The sequence below is a fragment of the Xanthomonas hyacinthi genome (assembly GCF_009769165.1).
GTDB classification, from domain to species: domain Bacteria; phylum Pseudomonadota; class Gammaproteobacteria; order Xanthomonadales; family Xanthomonadaceae; genus Xanthomonas_A; species Xanthomonas_A hyacinthi.
In genome coordinates this window covers 302,388-322,936 of sequence record NZ_CP043476.1, presented here as the reverse complement: position 1 = coordinate 322,936, position 20,549 = coordinate 302,388, and the positions used below count along the sequence as shown (strand labels likewise).

General features: G+C 69.9%; 20 protein-coding genes and 1 pseudogene. 6 read left to right on the top strand and 15 right to left on the bottom strand.

Going from position 1 to position 20,549, the window contains the following annotated elements; all coding sequences use genetic code 11:
• Window positions 1–133: 133 nt before the first annotated feature.
• Window positions 134–1,393 carry a TIGR03862 family flavoprotein gene (locus tag FZ025_RS01530; protein WP_104558812.1) on the bottom strand — a complete coding sequence of 420 codons (1,260 nt, stop codon included), beginning with the start codon at window positions 1,391–1,393 and terminating at the stop codon, window positions 134–136.
• Window positions 1,394–1,406: 13 nt separating this feature from the next.
• Window positions 1,407–1,850, bottom strand: coding sequence for an FKBP-type peptidyl-prolyl cis-trans isomerase (locus FZ025_RS01525; protein ID WP_046981023.1), 444 nt, complete (start codon window positions 1,848–1,850; stop codon window positions 1,407–1,409).
• A 66-nt stretch (window positions 1,851–1,916) separates the two neighbouring features.
• Between FZ025_RS01525 and FZ025_RS01520 the strand changes: the two genes are divergently transcribed.
• Complete coding sequence (locus FZ025_RS01520) at window positions 1,917–2,282, top strand: DUF6164 family protein (RefSeq protein WP_046981024.1); 366 nt, start codon at window positions 1,917–1,919, stop codon at window positions 2,280–2,282.
• A gap of 28 nt (window positions 2,283–2,310) precedes the next feature.
• Window positions 2,311–3,051: a sulfurtransferase gene (locus tag FZ025_RS01515; protein ID WP_046981025.1), complete on the top strand. Its 741-nt coding sequence runs from the start codon at window positions 2,311–2,313 to the stop codon at window positions 3,049–3,051.
• Window positions 3,052–3,094: 43 nt separating this feature from the next.
• Here FZ025_RS01515 and FZ025_RS01510 read toward each other — a convergent pair.
• Both FZ025_RS01510 and FZ025_RS01505 read right to left on the bottom strand, forming a co-directional pair.
• Window positions 3,095–3,360 (bottom strand): annotated as a pseudogene (locus tag FZ025_RS01510) (SDR family oxidoreductase); the annotation flags it as partial.
• A 46-nt stretch (window positions 3,361–3,406) separates the two neighbouring features.
• Window positions 3,407–4,261 carry a tetratricopeptide repeat protein gene (locus FZ025_RS01505; protein WP_046981026.1) on the bottom strand — a complete coding sequence of 285 codons (855 nt, stop codon included), beginning with the start codon at window positions 4,259–4,261 and terminating at the stop codon, window positions 3,407–3,409.
• A 143-nt stretch (window positions 4,262–4,404) separates the two neighbouring features.
• Here FZ025_RS01505 and FZ025_RS01500 point away from each other — a divergent pair, with 143 nt between their 5' ends.
• Entirely contained in the window at window positions 4,405–4,824 is a 420-nt protein-coding gene (locus FZ025_RS01500; RefSeq protein WP_046981027.1) for a hypothetical protein, read from the top strand.
• A 294-nt stretch (window positions 4,825–5,118) separates the two neighbouring features.
• Here the strand turns inward: FZ025_RS01500 and FZ025_RS01495 are convergent, their stop codons facing one another.
• From FZ025_RS01495 to hutI, 11 genes are all read right to left on the bottom strand, one after another.
• On the bottom strand, window positions 5,119–5,511 hold the full coding sequence (locus tag FZ025_RS01495) for a DUF3037 domain-containing protein (RefSeq protein ID WP_046981028.1): 393 nt from the start codon (window positions 5,509–5,511) through the stop codon (window positions 5,119–5,121).
• Window positions 5,489–6,265, bottom strand: coding sequence for a HipA family kinase (locus FZ025_RS01490; RefSeq protein ID WP_046981029.1), 777 nt, complete (start codon window positions 6,263–6,265; stop codon window positions 5,489–5,491). Before FZ025_RS01490 ends, FZ025_RS01495 begins: the two co-directional genes overlap by 23 nt.
• Before the next feature lie 202 nt (window positions 6,266–6,467).
• On the bottom strand, window positions 6,468–7,094 hold the full coding sequence (locus FZ025_RS01485) for a TetR/AcrR family transcriptional regulator (protein ID WP_046981030.1): 627 nt from the start codon (window positions 7,092–7,094) through the stop codon (window positions 6,468–6,470).
• A complete protein-coding gene (locus tag FZ025_RS01480) occupies window positions 7,094–7,351 on the bottom strand; it encodes an acyl-CoA-binding protein (RefSeq protein WP_046981031.1) in 258 nt (85 codons plus the stop codon). Before FZ025_RS01480 ends, FZ025_RS01485 begins: the two co-directional genes overlap by 1 nt.
• A 97-nt stretch (window positions 7,352–7,448) precedes the next feature.
• Complete coding sequence (locus FZ025_RS01475; RefSeq protein WP_046981032.1) at window positions 7,449–8,183, bottom strand: hypothetical protein; 735 nt, start codon at window positions 8,181–8,183, stop codon at window positions 7,449–7,451.
• A gap of 220 nt (window positions 8,184–8,403) precedes the next feature.
• Window positions 8,404–9,705 (bottom strand): XVIPCD domain-containing protein, encoded by a 1,302-nt coding sequence (locus FZ025_RS01470; protein ID WP_146093597.1) that lies wholly within the window; start codon window positions 9,703–9,705, stop codon window positions 8,404–8,406.
• Window positions 9,706–9,715: 10 nt separating this feature from the next.
• The gene (locus FZ025_RS01465; protein WP_046981033.1) at window positions 9,716–10,225 is read right to left on the bottom strand and encodes a hypothetical protein; all 510 of its coding nucleotides are present in this window, start codon (window positions 10,223–10,225) and stop codon (window positions 9,716–9,718) included.
• Between the two features lie 479 nt (window positions 10,226–10,704).
• Window positions 10,705–12,372 carry a urocanate hydratase gene (gene hutU, locus FZ025_RS01460; protein ID WP_046981034.1) on the bottom strand — a complete coding sequence of 556 codons (1,668 nt, stop codon included), beginning with the start codon at window positions 12,370–12,372 and terminating at the stop codon, window positions 10,705–10,707.
• Window positions 12,369–13,217, bottom strand: a complete 849-nt coding sequence (gene hutG, locus FZ025_RS01455) for an N-formylglutamate deformylase (RefSeq protein ID WP_046981035.1) — start codon at window positions 13,215–13,217, stop codon at window positions 12,369–12,371. Before hutG ends, hutU begins: the two co-directional genes overlap by 4 nt.
• 125 nt (window positions 13,218–13,342) lie before the next feature.
• Window positions 13,343–14,884, bottom strand: coding sequence for a histidine ammonia-lyase (hutH, locus tag FZ025_RS01450; RefSeq protein WP_104558809.1), 1,542 nt, complete (start codon window positions 14,882–14,884; stop codon window positions 13,343–13,345).
• A complete protein-coding gene (gene hutI / locus FZ025_RS01445) occupies window positions 14,848–16,083 on the bottom strand; it encodes an imidazolonepropionase (RefSeq protein ID WP_104558821.1) in 1,236 nt (411 codons plus the stop codon). Before hutI ends, hutH begins: the two co-directional genes overlap by 37 nt.
• A 63-nt stretch (window positions 16,084–16,146) precedes the next feature.
• Between hutI and FZ025_RS01440 the strand changes: the two genes are divergently transcribed.
• The 3 genes from FZ025_RS01440 to FZ025_RS01430 all read left to right on the top strand — a co-directional run bounded on the left by FZ025_RS01440 (window position 16,147) and on the right by FZ025_RS01430 (window position 20,472).
• A complete protein-coding gene (locus FZ025_RS01440) occupies window positions 16,147–17,544 on the top strand; it encodes a formimidoylglutamate deiminase (RefSeq protein WP_046981673.1) in 1,398 nt (465 codons plus the stop codon).
• 34 nt (window positions 17,545–17,578) lie between these two features.
• Window positions 17,579–18,310: a histidine utilization transcriptional repressor HutC gene (hutC, locus tag FZ025_RS01435; RefSeq protein ID WP_046981672.1), complete on the top strand. Its 732-nt coding sequence runs from the start codon at window positions 17,579–17,581 to the stop codon at window positions 18,308–18,310.
• A 173-nt stretch (window positions 18,311–18,483) separates the two neighbouring features.
• Entirely contained in the window at window positions 18,484–20,472 is a 1,989-nt protein-coding gene (locus FZ025_RS01430) for an SDR family oxidoreductase (RefSeq protein ID WP_104558808.1), read from the top strand.
• The last annotated feature ends 77 nt before the right edge of the window (window positions 20,473–20,549 follow it).

The window sequence follows — 20,549 nt, the reverse complement described above, 5'->3', positions numbered from 1 at the left end:
GGACTCGAAAAGCGGTTGCGCCGCACAGCGCGCAGACGGGGGCGTGTCTGAGGCTGCGGACATCCGCACGGCTTCTTTCCTGGCATGCACTTGCAGCGACCGGAACCCGCTTTTCCGGGTCCCCGGTCCCGACTCAGCCACCCCCCCGCTGCAGCCACGCCACCGCACCGCGTCCGGCGCGCAGGCCGCTGGCGAAACAGGCGCTCAGCAGGTAGCCGCCGGTCGGCGCTTCCCAGTCGAGCATTTCGCCCGCGCAGAAGGTGCCGGGCAGGGCGTGCAGCATCAGCTGCGGGTCCAGCGCCTCCAGGCGCACGCCGCCGGCGCTGCTGATCGCCTCGGCCAGCGGGCGCGGGCGCAGCAGGGTCAACGGCAGCCGCTTCAGCGTGGCCGCCGCGCGCGCCGGATCCTGCCCGGCCTGCTTGCCCAGCACCTCGAACAGCAGCGCCGCCTTGACCCCGTCGATGCCGGCCTGGCGGCGCAGGTGCTCGCCGAAGCTGCGCCCGCCGCGCGGCGTGCCCAGCTCGGCCTGCAATCGCGCCAGCGTGCGGCCCGGCGCCAGGTCCAGCCACAGCGTGCTCGCGCCGTGCGCGGCGATGGCCTCGCGCAGGTCCGCCGCCAGCGCATAGACCAGGCTGCCTTCGATGCCGTGTTCGCCGACCACGCATTCGCCCTGCAGCGCGTGTTCGCGGCCCTGCGCATCGTGCCAGTGCGCGATCACCTGCTTCAGCGGCGCGCCGGCATGGCGGTCGCGGAAATGCATGCTCCAGTCGATCTCGAAGCCGCAGTTGGCCGGCTGCAGCGGCGCGAGGTCGACGCCGCGCGCGCGCAGCGTGTCCTGCCAGGCGCCGTCGGACCCCAGCTGCGGCCAGCTGCCGCCGCCCAGCGCCAGCACGCAGGCATCGGCCTGCACCAGGCGCTCGCCGTCGGCGCCGGCGAAGCGCAGCGCGCCGTCGTCGTTCCAGCCCAGCCAGCGCTGTTGCACGTGGAAGCGCACCCCGGCCTCCTTCAGCCGCCGCACCCAGCCGCGCAGCAGCGGCGCGGCCTTGCGGTCCAGCGGGAACACGCGGCCGGAACTGCCCACGTAGGTGTCCACGCCCTGCGTCTGCGCCCAGGCGCGCAGCGCATCGGCGTCGAAGTCGGCCAGCCACGCGCCGACCTGCGCGGCGCGCTCGCGGTAGCGCGACACGAACAGCGCGAACGGATCGGAGTGGGTCAGGTTGAGTCCGCCCTTGCCGGCGATCAGGAACTTGCGCCCGACCGAACCCTTGCCCTCGTACACATCGACCTCGGCGCCGGCCGCGCGCGCGGTTTCGGCGGCGATCAGCCCGGCCGGGCCGCCGCCGACGATGGCGATGCGGCCGCGCACGGCGCCGGCGAGTTTGCTGGCAGGCATCGGCGGCCGCGGCTCAACGCGGCTTGACGTCGAGCAGTTCGACCTCGAACACCAGCGAGGCGCCGGGCGGGATCACCCCGCCGGCGCCGCTGGCGCCGTAGCCGTATTCGGCCGGGAGCATCAGCTTGCGCTTGCCGCCCACGCGCATGCCGGCCACGCCTTCGTCCCAGCCGCGGATCACCTGGCCGCCGCCGAGGGTGAAGCTGAAAGGCTGGCCGTGGTCGGCGGAGGCGTCGAACTTCTCGCCGCGCTGGTCCTTGGCGGTTTCGTCGTACAGCCAGCCGGTGTAGTGCACGCTCACCTGGCTGCCGGGCCGCGCCTCGGCGCCGCTGCCGAGGCGCTCGTCGATCATCTGCAACGCGGCGATGCTGCCGCCGGGCGGCGGACCCGGCGGCGTGCAGCCGCTCAGCAGCCAGACCGGCAACGACAGGCTCAACAGCAGCAGGACACGGCGCATGCGGTCATCCATGGGCGAACAGGGCGTGCAAGGGTAGCGCATCGCCGCAGCGGCTATCATCGGTGCATGGCCAAACTGCTGCTCAACCTGCGCCACGTGCCCGACGACGAACTCGCCGAGGTGCGTGCGCTGCTCGATGGCGCGCGCATCGACTACTACGAGACCCGCCCCGGCACCTTCGGCATTTCCGCCGGCGGGGTGTGGCTGCGCGAGGACGCCGAGCGGGCGCGGGCCAAGGCGCTACTGGCCGAGTACCAGGCGCAGCGCGGCGAACGCGCCCGCGCCGAACGCGCCGCGGCGCTGCGCGACGGCAGCGCCGAGACCTTCGCCACGCTGCTGCGGCGGCGTCCGCTGTTCGTGCTGGGCACGCTGCTGGGCATGCTGCTGGTCGCCTCGCTGGTGCTGCTGCCGTTCTTCCTGCTGCGCGGCTGAGCGGCGCGGCGCGCGCTAAAATGCGCGGATGATCGCCAATACCGCCGCCTACCATTTCGTCGCCATCGTCGATCCCGACGCGCTCGCCGCGCAGCTGCAGGCCTGGGCGCAGGCCGGCGCCTTGCGCGGCACCCTCCTGGTCGCGGGCGAGGGCATCAACCTGTTCCTGGCCGGCGCGCCCGCGGCGATCGACGATTTCTACGCGCAGCTGCGCGCCGACCCGCGCTTCGCCGACCTGCGGGTCAGGACCAGCGCCAGCGCGCAGCAGCCGTTCGCGCGGCTGAAGACCAAGGTCAAGCCGGAGATCATCAGTTTCCGCCGCGCCGCCGCCTCGCCGCTGGGCGCCGAACGCGCCCCGGCGCTGGCGCCGGCGACGCTGCAGCGCTGGCTGCGCCAGGGCCACGACGACGCCGGCCGCCGCGTGGTGCTGCTGGATACGCGCAACGCGCAGGAAGTGGAGTACGGCACCTTTGCCGGCGCGCTGACCCTGCCGATCGTCAAGTTCACCGAGCTGCCCGCGGCGCTGGCGCCGCATCGCGCCGACCTGGCCGACGCCACCGTGGTCGGCTTCTGCACCGGCGGCATCCGCTGCGAGAAGGCGGCGCTGTGGATGCGCGCCGACGGCATGGACAACGTGCTGCAGCTGGACGGCGGCATCCTCGGCTACTTCGACGCGGTAGGCGGCGACGGCTACGACGGCCGCTGCTTCGTGTTCGACGAACGCGTGGCGCTGGATCCGCAGCTGCAGCCGCTGGTGGACACCCTGTAGGAGCTCCTACAAAAAACGGATCGGATTTGCGGCGCCGCTGCCATTACGCGGACTGCATCCTGCGGCGCATGCCGCCATCGACGACGAAATCCTGGCCGGTGACGAAGCCGCCAGCGCGCCGATGTCCTGCGGTGTGCCGACCCGGCCGGCCGGATGCTGCGCATGGTCCTGCCGCGACAGCGCCGGCCTGCGCCGCGCGCTGGGCTTGCGCCAGGCATCGGTGGCGATCCAGCCCGGGCTGATGCAGTTGACCCGCGCCGCCGGCCCGGCGCTGATCGCCAGCGCGTGGGGGAAGGCCAGCAGGCCGCCTTAAAGGGGGCCATGGTCCCGATGGGAGAAGGGGCCTGCGGTGCAGCTATGCCAGCTGCTCGCGCGCGAACGCCGCGTCCAGCGCTTCCATCGCATCGCGCGGCTTGAGCTTGGCCGCTTTCTCGAATGCGCCGGCGGCCGCGTCCTCGCGCTTGTCGCCATGCAGCAGCAACAGCACGTTGGCGGATTCGACATGCGCGATCGGCGCATCCGGGGTCAGCTTCAGCGCCTGCTGGATGTGCTGCTCGGCGGTCGCGGCCTTGGCGCCGTAGGTGAGTCCGCCGATCATCGCGCCGACCTTGCCGATGATCTCGGCGTGGTACAGCGCCAGCGCCATGTGCGCCTCGGCATGCCTGGGTTCCAGTTCCAGCGCGGTCTCCAGCGATTGCCGCAGCTTGCCGGCGATGCCTTGCTTGAGCGCCTTGACGATGCTCAGCCCCTGGCTGTAGCGGCCCAGCGCGAAGGCATGGCGATAGTGGCTGTTGGCCTCGTCCGGCAGCGCGGCGATCGCCGCCTCGGCCAGCGTCGCGGCCTGCTGCAGGCGCTGCAGCTTTTCCTTGTCGTCGTCGACCAGATAATTGGCGTGGATGCCGAGCGCCTTGACCGCGACCGAGGCGCCGAACACGCCCAGCGCCTGTCCGGCGGTGTACGCCTGCTGGAACTGGCCCTGGTGGAAGCTGCGCCAGGCCTCGATCAATGCCGCCGACAGCGTCGGCGCATCGTGACCCTTGCCGGCCTTGCCGGCGGCGGCGAGCAGCGCCTGCGCGCGCGCCGGGTCCGGGTACGGCTCGCGGTCGCCGGCGTGCAGCTTGGGCCAGGCTTTCTTCAGCGCTTCGCCCGGATAGGCGTAGGCCTTGGCGTCGTGCGGAAACGGCGCCCATGCGGTCGGTTTTGCTGCCATGCCTGGCCTCCCTGGAGTTCGCAGCGAGCATGGCGCCGCCATGGCGGCCTGGCAAGCTGCACTGCGGATAGTGTGTTTGCTCAAGCCGCTGCCGCCAGCATGCGTCGCATCGATGCCGCTGCCGGCATCCAGGGAGACCCGCGATGGCGACCAAGAAGCGTTCCACCTCCGCACCCCGGCCCGAGACTCTGGCGCCGCGGCACCTGTGGCTGGCCGGCCTGGGCCTGCTGTCGCTGACCCGCAAGCGCGCGCTGGCGGCCGCGGCCGATGCCGCCAGCGGCGCGAACACCTTGAAGGCGCTGGTGGCGCAGTTGGCCGACGACGCCGAAGCCAGCGTGCGCGAAGGCGCCGCGGCGCTGCGCGGCCAGGTGCAGCCGCTGAGCGCCGAGGTCGAGGCGCGCTTGCAGCCGGTGCTGGTCAAGCTCGGCCTGCAGCCCAAGCCGCGTGCCACGCCGCGCAAGCGTCCGGCGGCGACCACGCCCGGCAAGCGCACGGCGAAGAAGACCGCCGCTGCGGCGCGGCGTCCGCGCAGCGCGGCCAAGCGCAGCGCGCGTTCGCGGTAGCGGCGGCGCCGGCCCGGGGACGCGGTATCGGGTAACGCGCTGCGTTTTCTCAACGTCGGTTGTGGCGGATGGCACCACGCTGACCGCAATCGGCTGCGTCGGGTTCGAAGTGGCTCACCTGTCCGCTTTGCGAGAAGCGGCGTGGCGTGGTCTGCGCATGCTCCTTGGCAAAACCGACGGCACCTTGTGTGCGACTTCAGTCGCGACGGGCTGTATCGGTAACGCCCGTCGCGACTGAAGTCGCTCCCACAACAAGCAACAACACAACAAGCACACCATGCCTGCCCGAATGCCCTAGCGCGGCGTGCGCACCATGCGCGCGAGCAGGTGCTCGACCACGTACTCGGGCTGGGTGGTGCGGCCGACGTGCGCCGAGGACATCTGGATGATGGAGCTGCGCCGCGCGGTCAGCCAGTGGAAGCGCGCGCGCGGCGGCAGCAGCGCGATCGGGCCGGCATCGGCGTCGCCGCGGCAGATCGCCGGGATCGCGTCCAGGTAGGGGCGCAGGCGTTCGATGTCCAGGGTCGGATCCAGCGCCAGCAGCCGTGCCGGCTGCAGTTCGATCGCCGCATGCAGCAGCTTGGAGGTCGGGCACGACACGATCACCCCGACGTTGACGAATTCCTCGCGCTCCACCCGCGGCACCACGCGGATGACCGCGTAATCATACGTGTGCAGCGTGGGCACGGAGCGCCTCCTCGACGAACCCGGCGCGCCGCGCCAGCCGCTGCTTGAGGTAATCGGCATAGGCCTGGCGATGCGTGTCCACGCTGGCGAAGCCGGCTTCGGCCTGCAGCCAGGCATCCGGGATCTGCGCCACGATCGCGTCGATGACCGCATCGGTCAGCCGCGGCGCCAATTCCGCGTCGGCCTGGGCGATGGCGCTGGCGTAGGGCAGCAGCACATGGTCGCGGATGCGCGCGAACGGCGAGGCGCAGGCGCTGCCGGCGTGCTCCCAGTCGTGGTGGAAATACAGGGCCGCGCCGTGGTCGATCAGCATCAGCTTGCCGTGCCAGACCATCAGGTTGGTGTTGCGCGCGGTGCGATCGACATTGGTGACGAAGGCGTCGAACCAGACGATCGCCGAGGCCAGCGCCGGGTCCGGGCGCAGCGCGGCCGGGTCGTAGTTGATCGCGCCGGGCAGGTAGTCCAGCGCCAGGTTCAGGCCTTCGCTGGCGCGGATCAGGTCCTGGATCTCCGGATCCGGCTCGGTGCGCGCGAACTCGCGGTCGAGCAGCGCGAACACCAGCTCCGGCATCGGCAGGCCGAGCGCGCGCGCTAGTTCGCCGCCGAGCAGCTCGGCGATCAGCGCCTTCGGGCCTTGCCCGGCGCCGCGGAACTTCAGCACGTACAGGCCGTCGTCGTCGGCCTCCACCACCGCGGGCAGCGAGCCGCCTTCGCGCAGCGGGGTCACGTAGCGGGTGGCGACGACGGTTCTCACGCGGGCTTCCGGGACGGCGCCGAGGGCAGGGCGGCAAGCCTAGCCGATGCCGGCGGCGCTTGGCGAATCGGTGCGCGCGGCGCGTGGGACTCCCGCGTCGTGGCAATGCCCTGCGCCGCTATGCGGACGCATCGGCCGGTTCGTCGCGGGGCGCTTCCAGCGCAGCGTTGGGGCGCGCCATCACTGGCGATGCGCCGCTGCCTCAGTCCAGATAGGCCTGCATCAGCGTGGCCAGATGCGCGCGCTCGGCCTCGCGCAGGAACGGGCTGATCAGCAGCATCACCTGCACGATGCCGTGGCGGATCGCCAGTTGTTCGTCCTTCTCGCCGCGCGCGGCGGCGTAGTTGAGCCAGAACGTGGCCACCACCAGCACGTTGGTGGCGATGCCGCCCAGTTCCTGCGTGGTGGCGCGCAGCGCCCCGGCCTGCGCCAGTCCCTGGAACACCGCCTGGGTGCTGTCGTCGGCGCGGCGCAGGATGCGCGCGAAGCGCAGGCGCAGGCGCCGGCTGCGGCTGAGGATCTCGATCAGGTCGCGGTACAGGAAGCGGTAGTCCCAGATGCACTCGAACACCAGGTGCAGTTGCAGCCAGATGTCCTCCAGCCCGGGCAGGCGCGCGCTCGGCAACTGCAGCGCCGCGTCCATGCGCTCCTCGTAGCGCGCGAACAGGTGCTCGATGATGTCGTCCTTGTTGCGGAAGTGGTAGTACAGATTGCCGGGGCTGATCTCCAGCTCGTCGGCGATATGGTTGGTGGTGACGTGCGGCTCGCCCTGCGCGTTGAACATCGCCAGGGCCGTGTCGAGGATGCGCCGGCGGGTGTCGCGTGCCATCAGGCCAGCAGCTTCTTCACCAGGTCCACGTACTTCTTCTGCGCCTCGGCCTGCGGCAGGCCCTTGAGCTTGGCCCAGGCCTCGTACTTGGCGGTGCCGACGAAGTCGAAGAAACCGGGCTTGGCGCCGGCGACGTCGCCTTCCGCGCCCTGTTTGTACAGCGCGTACAGGCGCAGCAAGGTGTCGTTGTCGGGACGCTCTTCGCGCTGCTTGATGTCCTTGGCCGCTTTTTCGAAGGCCGCCGTGATGTCCGCCATGCTGCCGCTCCCGCCCTGACCGGGACGCATCACAGCACGCGCGACCGGTCCGGTCAACGCGGGGGCCAGACACGCCAGCTCGCCCGATGGCGGTGCTTCAGGCGACCGGCGCCGCGTGCACCTGTCCGCCGGCCTGCGTCTGCGTCTGCGCCTGCCGCGCCAGCGAGGCCTTGGCCGCGATCGAGCGGATGGCGTCGGTCACGTCGGCGAGCGGGACGTGGCTGCTCAGGCGCTGGAAGGTGTCGCGGCTGTTGTAGCCGGATCCGTCCTTCAGGTATTGCTCGTACATCGACAGCAGCTCGGTGCAGGCCGCGGTCAGGGTATCCACGTTGCCCCTGGCCAAGGCGTGGCCGATCTGGTCCAGGCTGTGCAGGCAGTCGGACAGCCAATGCAGGTCGTAGCGCGCGCTGCTCAGCTCCGGCGCGTTGTGGCCGCGGCTGTAGGCGCTGTAGCGGCGGATGCTCCTGGCCACCCGCGCCACGTGCGCGAGCAGCGTGCCGATCTCTGCGGAAATGTCCAGGCGCTCCATCACCAGGATCGGCACCGGTGGCCGCTCCACGATCTCCTGCGCCGGCAGCGGTTCCTGCGTCTGCAGTTCCAGCGTCTGTCGCAGGCCGGCATAGGCCTGCTGCAGCGCCTCGAACTCGCGCGCGCTGGCGGCCGCACGCGCCTTCATCTGCGACAGCGCGGCCTGGTGGCGGGCGAGGCTGTCCTGCACGCTCTCCTGTTGCCGTTGCTCGCGGCGCCAGCGGCCAAAGAAGACCCAGGCGAGAACGGTGGCGGTGATCGCCCAGAGCACGACGGCGGGAGTCAGGTAGATCAGGATGCCCATGAAGGCTCCTCGAAACGTTGCATCTTTTGTCGGCGCTGGCTCGACGATCTTGAGCCCGATTGTCGTAATGCGTGACGCCGTTCCGACTACGCGCCAGCTGGCTCGATTCCCGATGCGTTCGACCTCACTCGAACGAACCGCCAGTGCGCGCCGGCATGCACGCCGAATTTCTCGCCCTGCGCGGAGCGCGTGGCATCTTGCGGGGATCGCGCCGATCCCATCACCGCATTACAGGCGTACGCTGTGCTTCCTGTTCCTGCGTAGCCGCGCGTGCACTTTCCTGTTGCAACTGGCTGGCGCTGGCCTCCAGCGGCTGTTGCTGCGCGGTCGTGCGATCGACATGACTGCGCCAGGCATCCGGCGCGCCGACCTGGCCCTGTACGGAGAACAAGCGTTGCCCGTCGTGACTGCCGAGCACGGCATCGATACGCTGCAGGCCATCGGCCTGCGCTTGTGCCGCCATGGCACCGGCGGTGCGATGGCGTGCGCCACGGTCGACGATGGCGTGCTCGGCCGGTAATTGCTCCAGCCCGGCCAGCGCCTGCTGGTAAAGCGGATGGCTCCAGGCCGCCTGCGGCCTGGACGCGCTTGCATCCGGCATGGCCGGGTCGGTCGGTGCCGGCGGCCCCAGGCGCGGTGCGCTGGTGTCGGTGAAGCCGGTTGGGAAATAGACGTCGCCGTTGGCCCGTGCCTGATCCAGCCCCAGCGCCTTCATGTCCACGCGCACCTCCGGCGCGGGCTCGCCAGCGGGGCGGCGGGAGGCCGCTGCGGCCTCGGCCTGCTCGATCTGGTACAGCGCGCGACTGCCATAATTTGCGGGGTAGTGATTGGCGTCGTAGAACAGCTTGCCCATCGCCTCCAGGTTGGCCGCATTGGGCTCGACGCGCAGGTCCTGGCCGAAGCTCAGGCCTTCGCGTGGCGTATAGGTTTGTCTTGGTGGCGTGCCCGCAACATCGATGTATTGCGCCATATCTACGGGGGCTGCATCGAAGAGATCTTTCAGGCCAGCATTGGGGTTGGCCGTACGCACCTGCGCGGCAAGAGTGTTGATGCCGGCTATCTCGTCGTTGGCTTCACGCAACCGCTGCTCGTTTCCACGTTGGCCCAACAGCGCGGTGTAGTCATGAGGGCCTGGGCTCTCCGCTATGCGTTGCACGCCGGTTGCAAAGTGTTGATTTGTGGTGCGGATGTCGTCGCGGTGGACTGCGTGCTCTACTTCATGGCCTATCGTCATTAGGACAGTACCGGCGTTTGCCCTGTTACGCGGCGCGTTTCCCAACAAATCCATCGGCAGAGCAAGGCTGCCATCGTTTGGGTTATAGCCGCCTAACATTCCCTGGCTACGGTCAGTAGGATCGACGCCTTTGAAACTGAGCAATCGGTCCGTCTCCGCTGCATCCAGCATCCGCGTGCGCAGCGCTGGGTTGGCCTCCAGCATCGTGCGTAGATTGGATGCCGACGGAGCCCAATCACGCTCGAAAGCCGAGAGCATGCGTTCGAGCTTCTCTTCTCTGTCGCTCATGACCGGTCCCTCAGCGGGCGTTGATAATCAACTGGTGCACGCACGCCAGGCGTTCACGTGACTTGGGGTTTCGGCGCAGCGATGCGCCAATAGACACGCCATCACGCTCGAAGAGCCAGCGGTCTACAACACCGAAGCGGCCATGTAGTGGCTTGGCGGAAAAGCCTCTCTGTTCCAGGGACTTACGGTAATAATCAAGATCAGGGGTACAGACTGGCGCTGGATTGTCACCAGCTTGGCCTTGCGCTGGTTCGAAGGAAAACAGCAGCCCGTCCACGGCTTTCCCATCGGGAGATTTCATGCTGCTCAGACCATAGGTCCATTGCGCATCGACAGCGCCACCGAATCCCCAGTTGAGGGCATCGTTCGGATCAATCTCGACCTTGATGCCGGTCACTTGCTGGACGTTGGCTGGGCTTAGATCTGCCTGCGACCGCATGCTGTCGATCAACCGCAGGATACGGTTGCCGATGTCCTCGGCCGAGGCGGTAGGGGCGGGAGCGGCGTCCGTGGCGGTCATGGGAGGTTCCTTGGCGCCGGCGTGCGACGCGGTGGCAGTTGAGGCGGGCATGGCGGTATCCCCTGATGTCGATGTGGGACTGGCGCCGGCACAAGCGGTCAAGGTCGTGACGGCAAGTGCCAGCAGTGCGCGCGAGGCCGAAAGGCGTAGAAATCTGCTGGCATGGCAAACGCTTTGGCGGCGGACTGCGTCAACGCGGGCGGCCTGGACGGATCGAGGGCCAGCGTGTCGGTTGATCTGTAAGGGGTGCATCGCGACTCCATGTCCGTAAGCGATCTGGCCAGCGTTCCCCTTCGCCTGTGCAGGCAGAAATACTGCAGTTGGCGGCAGGGTGTCAATCGAGCGTACGACAGCAGTTCAGCGATCCGGCGCGGCACCATAGATCGCAGTTGGCGAAAATTCGTACATTCGATCACAGTACTGAATGCTCTTGATGCGAGCTGCCGTTTGGGGAAAAGCGGGATCCTCGCCAGGCAGCCTCAGCCCAGAATCCCCGGCAGATCCAGCCCCTGTTCCTTCGCGCAATCGATGGCGATGGCGTATCCGGCATCGGCATGCCGCATCACCCCGCTGGCCGGGTCGTTCCACAGCACGCGGGCGATGCGCTTGGCGGCCGCCTCGGTGCCGTCGCAGACGATGACCATGCCGGCGTGCTGGGAAAAGCCCATGCCGACGCCACCGCCGTGGTGCAGCGAGACCCAGGTGGCGCCGCTGGCGGTGTTGAGCAGGGCGTTGAGCAGCGGCCAGTCGGAGACGGCGTCGGAGCCGTCGGCCATCGCCTCGGTCTCGCGGTTGGGCGAGGCGACGCTGCCGGAATCCAGATGGTCGCGGCCGATCACCACCGGCGCCTTCAGTTCGCCGTTGGCGACCATTTCGTTGAACGCCAGGCCCAGGCGGTCGCGATCGCCCAGGCCGACCCAGCAGATGCGCGCCGGCAGGCCCTGGAACTTGATCTTCTCGGCGGCCATGTCCAGCCAGCGGTGCAGGTGCGGGTTGTCCGGGATCAGTTCCTTGACCTTGGCGTCGGTCCTGGCGATGTCCTCCGGATCGCCGCTCAGCGCCGCCCAGCGGAACGGGCCGATGCCGCGGCAGAACAGCGGGCGGATGTAGGCGGGGACGAAGCCGGGGAAGTCGAAGGCATTCTCGACGCCTTCCTCCAGCGCCATCTGCCGCAGGTTGTTGCCGTAGTCCACGGTCGGCACGCCGAGCGCGTGGAAGGCAAGCATGGCGCGGATGTGGTTGGCCATCGAGTCGCGTGCGGCGGCTTCCACCGTCTTCGGTGCGGACACGCGCTTTGCGTCCCATTCTTCCACCGTCCAGCCCTGCGGCAGGTAGCCGTTGACCGGGTCGTGCGCGGAGGTCTGATCCGTCAGCAGGTCCGGCTTGACCCCACGCACCAGCAGTTCGTCCAGCACGTCGGCGACGTTGCCGAGCAGGCCCACCGACAGCGGCTTCTTCGCCGTGCACGATTCCTCGATCAGGTGCAGTGCTTCGTCCAGGTCGTCGGTCCAGGTGTCGAGATAGCCGGTGCGCAGGCGCATGTCGATGCTGCTCTTGCGGCATTCCACCGCCAGGCACGAGGCGCCGGCCATCACCGCGGCCAGCGGCTGCGCGCCGCCCATGCCGCCGAGACCGCCGGTGAACAGCCACTTGCCGGCGAGGCTGCCGGCGTAGTGCTGGCGGCCCATCTCGACGAAGGTCTCGTAGGTGCCCTGGACGATGCCTTGCGCGCCGATGTAGATCCAGCTGCCGGCGGTCATCTGCCCGTACATGGCCAGGCCCTTCCTGTCGAGTTCGTTGAAGTGGTCCCAGGTGGCCCAGCGCGGCACCAGGTTGGAATTGGCGATCAGCACGCGCGGCGCATCGGCGTGGGTGCGGAACACGCCGACCGGCTTGCCGGACTGCACCAGCAGGGTCTGGTCGTCGTCCAGGCGCGTGAGCGCGGCCACGATCGCGTCGAAGGATTCCCAGTCGCGCGCGGCGCGGCCGATGCCGCCGTACACCACCAGTTCCTGCGGGCGTTCGGCCACGTCCGGATCCAGGTTGTTCATCAGCATGCGCAGCGGCGCTTCGGTGAGCCAGCTCTTGCAGCTGAGGGTGCTGCCGGTGGGCGCTTGGATCGTGCGGGTGGGGTCGAGGCGGGTCATGCGGCACTCCGTGAGTATGCGAATTCGAGACAGGACGCGAGCACCTGCTGCAGGGTGTGGCGCAGCGGCGCGGCGTGGTCGGGGTCCAGCGGCGTGGGCCAGGTGCGCTCGTCCACGCACTCGGGTTCGTGCATGTAGCCGCGGCAGGCCAGCTCCATCTGCAGCGTGTGTACGCCGCCGGGGATGTCGCTGTAATGGCGGGTGATGTAGCCGCCCTTGAAGCGTCCGTTGCGCACATGGCGCATGCCGCTGGTCGCGCACAGGGTCTCGACCGCGTCGGTGAGCGCGTTGTCGCAACTGCTATCGGGCGCCCCGGAGGGTCCGGCGCTGCCGATGTTGAACTGCGGCAGCTCGCCGTCGAACAGGTGCGGGATCTGCGAGCGGATCGAGTGCGCGTCGTACACCACTACGGTGCCGTGGATCGCGCGCAGGCGGGCGATCTCTGCGGCCAATGCGGCGTGGTAGGGCGCGAACCAGGTGTCGCGGCGGCGGGCGATCTCTGCCGCGTCCGGGCCGGCACCGTCGCGGTATAGCGGCTGGTTGTCGAAGGTGGTCAGCGGACACAGGCCGGTGCTGTTCTGGCCCGGGTACAGCGAGACGCCGCTCGGATCGCGATTGAGATCGATCACCGAGCGCGACACCGCCGAACGCAGCGTGGTGGCGCCCATGTCGTGGGCGAAGGCGTACAGCTCATGCACCCACCAGTCCGCATCGCGCCGTGCCAGCCAGGAAGATACGAAACGATCGGCCAGCGCTTCCGGCAGCTCGGTGCCGGTGTGCGGGAAGCTGACGATGAGTGGCGCATCGCCGCGGTGGACACTGAGCCAGTCGGGTAGGGACGTCATGCAGAGCCTCGTTTTTTGTAGGAGCGGCTCTACGTGGCCTTGGGCCATCAGCCGCGACCGGGCATTGCCGGTAACGCCCGGTCGCGGCTGATGGCCCAAGGCCACGTAGAGCCGCTCCTACAGGGTCATGATCCGGACGTTGCATCGGGGAGGGACACATCCACCGCCTCCGCCAGCGCGCCGCCGCGCACCAGCACCGTGGCGGCCAGCATGTCCGGATGGAAATAGCGGTCGTCCTGCAGCGTCGGCACCTGCGCGCGCAGCAGCGCGCGTGCCGCTTCCAGCGCGGCGCTGGAGGTCAGCGGCGCGTGGAAGTCGCAGCCCTGCGCGGCCGCCAGCAGTTCGATGCCGACCACATTGGCCGCATTCTCGGCCATCGCCAGCAGCCGGCGTGCGCCGTGCGCGGCCATCGATACATGGTCTTCCTGATTGGCCGAGGTCGGGATCGAATCGACGCTGGCCGGGTAGGCGCGCTGCTTGTTCTCCGACACCAGCGCCGCGGCGGTGACCTGCGGGATCATGAAGCCGGAGTTGAGCCCCGGTTTGGGGGTCAGGAACGCCGGCAGCCCGGACAGCGCCGGATCCACCAGCATGGCCACGCGGCGTTCGCTGATCGAACCGATCTCGCACACCGCCAGCGCCAGCATGTCGGCGGCGAAGGCCACCGGCTCGGCGTGGAAGTTGCCGCCGGACAGCGCCTCGCCGGTGTCGCTGAACACCAACGGATTGTCGGACACGCCGTTGGCCTCGATCGCCAGCGTGGTCGCGGCCTGGCGCATCACGTCCAGCGCCGCGCCCATCACCTGCGGCTGGCAGCGCAGGCAGTACGGATCCTGCACGCGCACGTCGTTGTCGCGATGCGAATCGCGGATCGCCGAGCCGTGCATCAGCGCGCGCAGCGCGGCGGCGGTGGCGATCTGCCCGTGCTGGCCGCGCAAGGCGTGGATGCGCGGATCGAACGGGGTATCCGAGCCTTTCGCCGCTTCGGTGGACAGCGCGCCGGCGACCAGCGCGGCATGGAACACGCGCTCGATCTCGAACAGCCCGGCCAGCGCGTAGGCGGTGGAAAACTGGGTGCCGTTGAGCAGCGCCAGGCCTTCCTTCGCGCCCAGCGCCAGCGGCTGCAGCCCGGCCAGCGCCAGCGCCTGCGCGGCCGGCAGACGCTGGCCGCCGACGAAGGCCTCGCCGACGCCGATCATCACCGTGGCCAGATGCGCCAACGGCGCCAGGTCGCCGGACGCGCCGACCGAGCCCTGGCACGGCACCACCGGCACCACGTCGTGGTGCAACAGCGCTTCCAGCAGCGCCAGCGTGGCCGGGCGCACGCCGGAGGCGCCTTGCGCCAGGCTGGCCAGCTTCAGCGCCAGCATCAGCCGCACCACCGGCAGCGGCATCGGCTCACCGACGCCGGCCGCATGCGACAGCACGATATTGCGTTGCAAGGTGTCCAGGTCCTCACGCTCGATGCGCACGCTGGCCAGCTTGCCGAAGCCGGTGTTGATGCCGTACACCGGCGCGCCCCTGGCGACGATCGCCTCCACCGTCTGCGCGCTGCGCAGCACCGCCTCGGCGCAGCCGGGGTCCAGGCGCACGCTGGCGCCGCGGTACACGGCGCGCCACTGCGCCAGGCTTACTGCGCCCGGGCGCAGCACGATCTCGTTGCGCATTGTCCCCTCCAGATGCGCGCATGCAGCGGGTTGAAGCCCATGCGGTAGACCAGTTCGGCCGGTTCTTCGATGTCCCAGATCGCCAGGTCGCAGTGCAGCCCGGCGCGCAGCCGGCCGACCTGCTCATGGCGTCCGAGCGCGCGTGCCGCTTCGCGGGTGAAGCCGGCGATGCATTCGGCCACGCTCATGCGGAACAGCGTCGCCGCCAGGTTCATCGCCAGCAGCGGGCTGGTCAGCGGCGAGGTGCCGGGATTGCAGTCGGTGGCCAGCGCACGCGGCACGCCGGCGGCGCGCAGCGCGGCGATCGGCGGCAGCTGCGTGTCGCGGGTGAAGTAGAACGCGCCCGGCAGCAGCACCGCCACGGTGCCGGCGGCGGCCATCGCGGCGACGCCGGCGGCGTCCAGGTACTCGACGTGGTCGGCCGAGCGCGCGCCGTAGCGCGCCGCCAGTGCCGCGCCGCCCTGGTTGGATAGCTGCTCGGCATGGATCTTCAGCGCCAGGCCATGCCGCTGCGCGGCCTGGAACACCTGCTCGGTCTGCGCCGGGCTGAAGGCCAGGTGCTCGCAGAACACGTCCACGGCCTCGGCCAGGCCCTGCGCGGCGACCTCCGGGATCATGCGTTCGCAGACTTCGTCGATGTAGGTCTGCGCGTCGGCGCCGGGCGGCACCGCGTGTGCGCCGAGGAAGGTTGGCGCCACCGCCACCGGGCGCAGTTCGCCCAGGCGCCGCGCCACCCGCAGCAGGCGCAGTTCGTCGTCCAGGGTCAGCCCGTAGCCGGACTTGATCTCCACCGTGGTCACGCCCTCGGCCAGCAGCGCGTCCAGCCGCGGCAGGCTGGCGGCGAGCAGCGCGGCCTCGTCGGCGGCGCGGGTGGCGCGCACGGTGGCGACGATGCCGCCGCCGGCGCGGGCGATGTCGGCGTAGCTGGCGCCGAGCAGGCGCTGTTCGAACTCGCCAGCGCGGTTGCCGGCGTAGACCAGGTGGGTGTGGCAGTCGATCAGGCCCGGGCCGATCCAGCGCCCGCCGCAGTCGACGCTGTGCAGCGCAGCCAGCGGCGCCGGCAGCGCCGCGGCGGCGCCGGCATAGACGATGCGGCCGTCGCGGCAGGCGACCACGCCGTCGCGGACTTGTCCCAGCCCGCCGTCCTCGGCGTCCAGCGTCATCAGGTGGGCGTTGTGCCAGAGCGTGTCGCAGGGCATGGTCACGGGCGGGTTCGTCGGTTATTTTGTATATACAATATTGCGGTCGATGGAGGGTGTCCAGTGCAGACCCTGGCGCAGCAACAGGCAGGCGGGAACGAGGCAACCAGCGCTTTCTGGTGCGCGCAGGCGCTGCTGCCGGAGGGCTGGGCGCGCGACGTGCGGCTCGAGGTGCGCGGCGGGTGCATCGTCACGGTGCAGTCCGGCGTGGCCGCGGCGTCCGGCGACCAGACGCTGGCGATCGCCGTGCCCGGGCTGGGCAACCTGCACAGCCACGCGTTCCAGCGCGGCATGGCCGGCTTGACCGAAGTCGGTGGCCGCAGCGGCGACAGTTTCTGGAGCTGGCGCGAGCTGATGTACCGCTTCCTGCAGCGGCTGGACCCGGACAGCATGCAAGCCATCGCCGAACAGGCCTACGTGGAGATGCTCGAGGCCGGCTTCACCCGCGTCGGCGAATTCCACTACCTGCACCACGCCGCCGATGGCCGGCCGTATGCCGACCGCGCCGAGATGGCGCAGCGCCTGGCCGCCGCCGCGCAGACCAGCGGCATTGGCCTGACCCTGCTGCCGGTGTTCTACGCACATGCCGATTTCGGCGGTGCCGCGCCGAATCCGGCGCAGCAGCGGCTGATCCACGATGTGGACGGCTACGCCGCGCTGCTCGACGGCAGCCGCCGCGCGCTGCGCGGCCTCGACGACGCGGTGCTGGGCATCGCCCCGCACAGCCTGCGCGCGGTCACCCCGGACGAGCTGGCCGCGCTGCTGCCGCTGTGCGAAGGCCCGGTGCACATCCACATCGCCGAGCAGACCCGCGAGGTCGAGGCCTGCCTGGCCTGGAGCGGGCAGCGGCCGGTGCAGTGGCTGCTGGCGCACGCGCCGGTGGACGCGCGCTGGTGCCTGGTCCACGCCACCCATGTCAATGCCGGCGAAGTGCAGGCGATCGCTGCCAGCGGCGCGGTGGTCGGCCTGTGCCCGATCACCGAGGCCAATCTGGGCGACGGGCTGTTCCCGATGCGCGCATTCGTCGATGCCGGCGGGCGCTTCGGCGTCGGCTCCGATTCCAATGTGCTGATCGACGCGGCAGAGGAATTGCGCCTGCTCGAATACGGCCAGCGCCTGCAGCTGCGCGGGCGCAACGTGCTCGCCAGCGACGCCGCGGCGTCCAGCGGCCGCTTCCTGCTGCAGTCCGCCGCGCAGGGCGCGGCGCAGGCGCTGGGCGTGGCGCAGGGCCTGCAGGTGGGCGCGCAGGCCGACCTGGTCGAACTGGATCCGGCGCATCCGGCGCTGTGCGCGCGCAGCGGCGACGCCTGGCTGGACAGCTGGATCTTCGCCGCGCGGCGCGGCGCGGTGCGTTCGGTCTGGCGCAACGGCCGCGCGCTGGTGCGCGACGGCCGCCATCATCGCCGCGACGCGGTCGCCGCGACCTATGCACGCGCGCTGACCGCGCTGCTGGACGCATGAGCCGGCTCCGCCATGCCGCCGCGCAGGAGCGCCGATGAGCCAGGCCCGGCCCGCGGCGACGCTCAACCACCGCATCCGCAGCGACATCGAAGGCCGTATCCGCAGCGGCGAATGGCCGCCGGGTCATCGCATTCCCTTCGAGCACGAACTGATGGCGCAGTACGCCTGCTCGCGGATGACGGTCAACAAGGTGCTGGCGATGCTGGCCGACGCCGGCATGATCGAGCGCCGCCGCCGCGCCGGCTCGTTCGTGGCGCGGCCGCATCCGCACATGGAACAGGTGGCGCTGGAGATCCCCGACATTCCGGTCGAGGTCGCCGCGCGCGGCCATGCCTATCGCTTCGAACTGCTCGAGCGGCGCCAGCGCGCGCCGCGCGCCGCGCTGGCGCAGGAGGTCGAGGTCGCCGCCGCCGGCACGCTGCTGGCGCTGCACTGCCTGCACTTCGCCGACGGGCGCCCGTTCGCATTGGAGGAGCGAGTGATCAACCCGGTGGCGGTACCGCAAGCGCTGCAGATGGATTTCGCGGTCGTCGTGCCCGGTAGCTGGCTGTTGCAGCACGTGCCGTGGACCCGCGCCGAACACCGCATCAGCGCGATCGGCGCCACCCCCGCGCAGGCGGCGCGGCTGCAGGTGGCGGCCGGCACCGCCTGCCTGCTGATCGACCGGCAGACCTGGCGCGGCGAGCAGGCCGTGACCTTCGTGCGCCAGGTGTTCCTCGGCGACACCTACGACCTGGTGGCGCGGTTCTCGCCCGGCACGCGCTGAGCGCGAACAGGCAGGCGCAAATCTTTGTTTCGTCCCCGGCCGATGCGGCGCCGCCGCACGCAGCGCGCGTGCGCCATACCCCTGCGTGCGTTTGTCCTGCCTGCCGCACTCTGGCAAGTTAGCGCGCAGGACGGGGCGAGGGGCCGCGGCCGCACAACGAGGAATGCCTGGGCATGACCTATTTCGTTACCGGCGCCACCGGTTTCATCGGCCGCTATCTGATGGCCAACCTGATGCGGCGCAAAGGCCTCATCCACGTCCTGGTCCGCAAGGAGTCGCAACGCAAGTTCGATGCGCTGGTGCGCGAGCACGGCTGGGACGGCAAGCGCCTGGTGGTGCTGCACGGCGATGTCGGCGCCGACTGCTGCGGCCTGGACGAAGCGCAACGGCAGACGCTGCGCGGCAAGGTCAGGCACTTCTTCCACCTGGCCGCGCTGTACGACCTCACCGCCAAGGCCGAGGCGCAGCGCGTGGCCAATCTCGACGGCACCCGCAACGCCTTGGAACTGGCCGTGCAGATCGGCGCCGGCACCTTCCATCACACCAGCTCGATCGCGGTGGCCGGGCTGTATCCGGGCATCTTCCGCGAGGACATGTTCGAAGAGGCCGAAGGCCTGGAGGATCCCTACCTGCGCACCAAGCACGATGCCGAGGCGCTGGTGCGCGCGGAAACCCGGATCAAGTGGCGTATCTACCGCCCGGGCATGGTGGTCGGCGATTCGCGCACGGGCGCGATCGACAAGATCGACGGGCCGTACTATTTCTTCCCGCTGATCAAGAAACTGCGCCAGCTGCTGCCGCCGTGGGCGCCGATGCTGGGCATCGAGGGCGGACGCATCAACCTGGTGCCGGTGGATTTCGTCGCCGATGCGATGGACCACATCGCGCACAAGCCCAAGCTCGACGGCCACACCTTCCACCTCACCGACCCGGAACCGCTGCGCGTGGGCGAGGTGCTCAACGTGTTCTGCCGCGCCGGCCACGCGCCGGAGATGACCTTGCGGGTGGATGCGCGGATGTTCGCCTTCGTGCCGGCGGGGATCCGTGCCGCGGTCGGCGGCCTGCCGCCGATCCGCCGCTTCACCGGCATGCTGCTGCGCGATTTCCGCATCCCGCGCGAAGTGCTGAAGTTCATCACCTATCCCACGCGCTTCGACAGCCGCGAGACCGAGCGCGCGCTGAAGGGCAGCGGCATCGCCGTGCCGCGGCTGCAGGATTACGCCTGGCGCCTGTGGGACCACTGGGAACGGCAGCTGGATCCGGACCTGTTCGTGGACCGCACGCTGAAGGGCAAGGTGCGCGGCAAGGTGGTGCTGATCACCGGCGGTTCCTCGGGCATCGGCCTGGCCACCGCGCAGCGCGTGGCCGAGGCCGGCGCCACCACGATCATCGTCGCCCGCGGCGAGCAGGAATTGCATGCCGCGCGCGATGCGATGAACGCCAAGGGCGGCAAGGTGTTCGCCTATACCGCCGACCTGTCCGACCTGGCCGGCTGCGATGCGCTGCTCCAGACCGTGCTCGAAGCGCATGGCCACGTCGATGTGCTGATCAACAACGCCGGCCGCTCGATCCGCCGCTCGATCGAGCTCAGCTACGACCGCTTCCACGACTTCGAGCGCACCATGCAGCTGAACTACTTCGGCAGCCTGCGCCTGATCATGGGCGTGCTGCCGGGCATGACCGCGCGGCGCAAGGGCCACATCATCAACGTCAGCTCGATCGGCGTGCTGGCCAATTCGCCGCGCTTCTCCGCCTACGTCGCGTCGAAGGCGGCGCTGGACGCGTGGAGCCGCTGCGCGCAGGGCGAACTGTCGGGCAAGGGCATCAGCTTCACCACGGTCAACATGCCGCTGGTGAAGACGCCGATGATCGCGCCGACCAAGATGTACGACAGCGTGCCGACGCTGAGCGTGGAAGAGGCGGCGGACCTGATGGTCAAGGCGATCATCGAGCGCCCGAGCCGGGTGGCGACGCGGCTGGGCATCTTCGCCGCGCTGGTCAACGCGGTCGCGCCGAAGGCCTACGAGCTGGTGATGAACACCGCCTTCGAGCTGTTCCCGGACTCGGCCGCGGCCAAGGGCGACCGCAAGGCGCTACGCGAGACCAGGCCCAGCCAGGAGCAGATCGCGTTCGCGGCGCTGATGCGCGGGATGCATTGGTGATGGGCCGGGATTGGGGATTTGGGATTGGGGATTCGTAAAAGCGGCTTTGCCGCGCCGGATCAACGCACCGGATCAAA

Coding starts and splice junctions, on each gene's coding strand:
- hutG (WP_046981035.1), bottom strand. CDS start 13,217: ATGACGTCCCTACCCGACTGGCTCAGTGTCCACCGCGGCGATGCGCCA.
- FZ025_RS01520 (WP_046981024.1), top strand. CDS start 1,917: ATGGCCAAACTGCTGCTCAACCTGCGCCACGTGCCCGACGACGAACTC.
- FZ025_RS01515 (WP_046981025.1), top strand. CDS start 2,311: ATGATCGCCAATACCGCCGCCTACCATTTCGTCGCCATCGTCGATCCC.
- FZ025_RS01480 (WP_046981031.1), bottom strand. CDS start 7,351: ATGGCGGACATCACGGCGGCCTTCGAAAAAGCGGCCAAGGACATCAAG.
- FZ025_RS01505 (WP_046981026.1), bottom strand. CDS start 4,261: ATGGCAGCAAAACCGACCGCATGGGCGCCGTTTCCGCACGACGCCAAG.
- FZ025_RS01465 (WP_046981033.1), bottom strand. CDS start 10,225: ATGACCGCCACGGACGCCGCTCCCGCCCCTACCGCCTCGGCCGAGGAC.
- hutC (WP_046981672.1), top strand. CDS start 17,579: ATGAGCCAGGCCCGGCCCGCGGCGACGCTCAACCACCGCATCCGCAGC.
- hutI (WP_104558821.1), bottom strand. CDS start 16,083: ATGCCCTGCGACACGCTCTGGCACAACGCCCACCTGATGACGCTGGAC.
- hutH (WP_104558809.1), bottom strand. CDS start 14,884: ATGCGCAACGAGATCGTGCTGCGCCCGGGCGCAGTAAGCCTGGCGCAG.
- FZ025_RS01430 (WP_104558808.1), top strand. CDS start 18,484: ATGACCTATTTCGTTACCGGCGCCACCGGTTTCATCGGCCGCTATCTG.
- FZ025_RS01525 (WP_046981023.1), bottom strand. CDS start 1,850: ATGCGCCGTGTCCTGCTGCTGTTGAGCCTGTCGTTGCCGGTCTGGCTG.
- FZ025_RS01530 (WP_104558812.1), bottom strand. CDS start 1,393: ATGCCTGCCAGCAAACTCGCCGGCGCCGTGCGCGGCCGCATCGCCATC.
- FZ025_RS01485 (WP_046981030.1), bottom strand. CDS start 7,094: ATGGCACGCGACACCCGCCGGCGCATCCTCGACACGGCCCTGGCGATG.
- FZ025_RS01500 (WP_046981027.1), top strand. CDS start 4,405: ATGGCGACCAAGAAGCGTTCCACCTCCGCACCCCGGCCCGAGACTCTG.
- FZ025_RS01475 (WP_046981032.1), bottom strand. CDS start 8,183: ATGGGCATCCTGATCTACCTGACTCCCGCCGTCGTGCTCTGGGCGATC.
- FZ025_RS01470 (WP_146093597.1), bottom strand. CDS start 9,705: ATGAGCGACAGAGAAGAGAAGCTCGAACGCATGCTCTCGGCTTTCGAG.
- hutU (WP_046981034.1), bottom strand. CDS start 12,372: ATGACCCGCCTCGACCCCACCCGCACGATCCAAGCGCCCACCGGCAGC.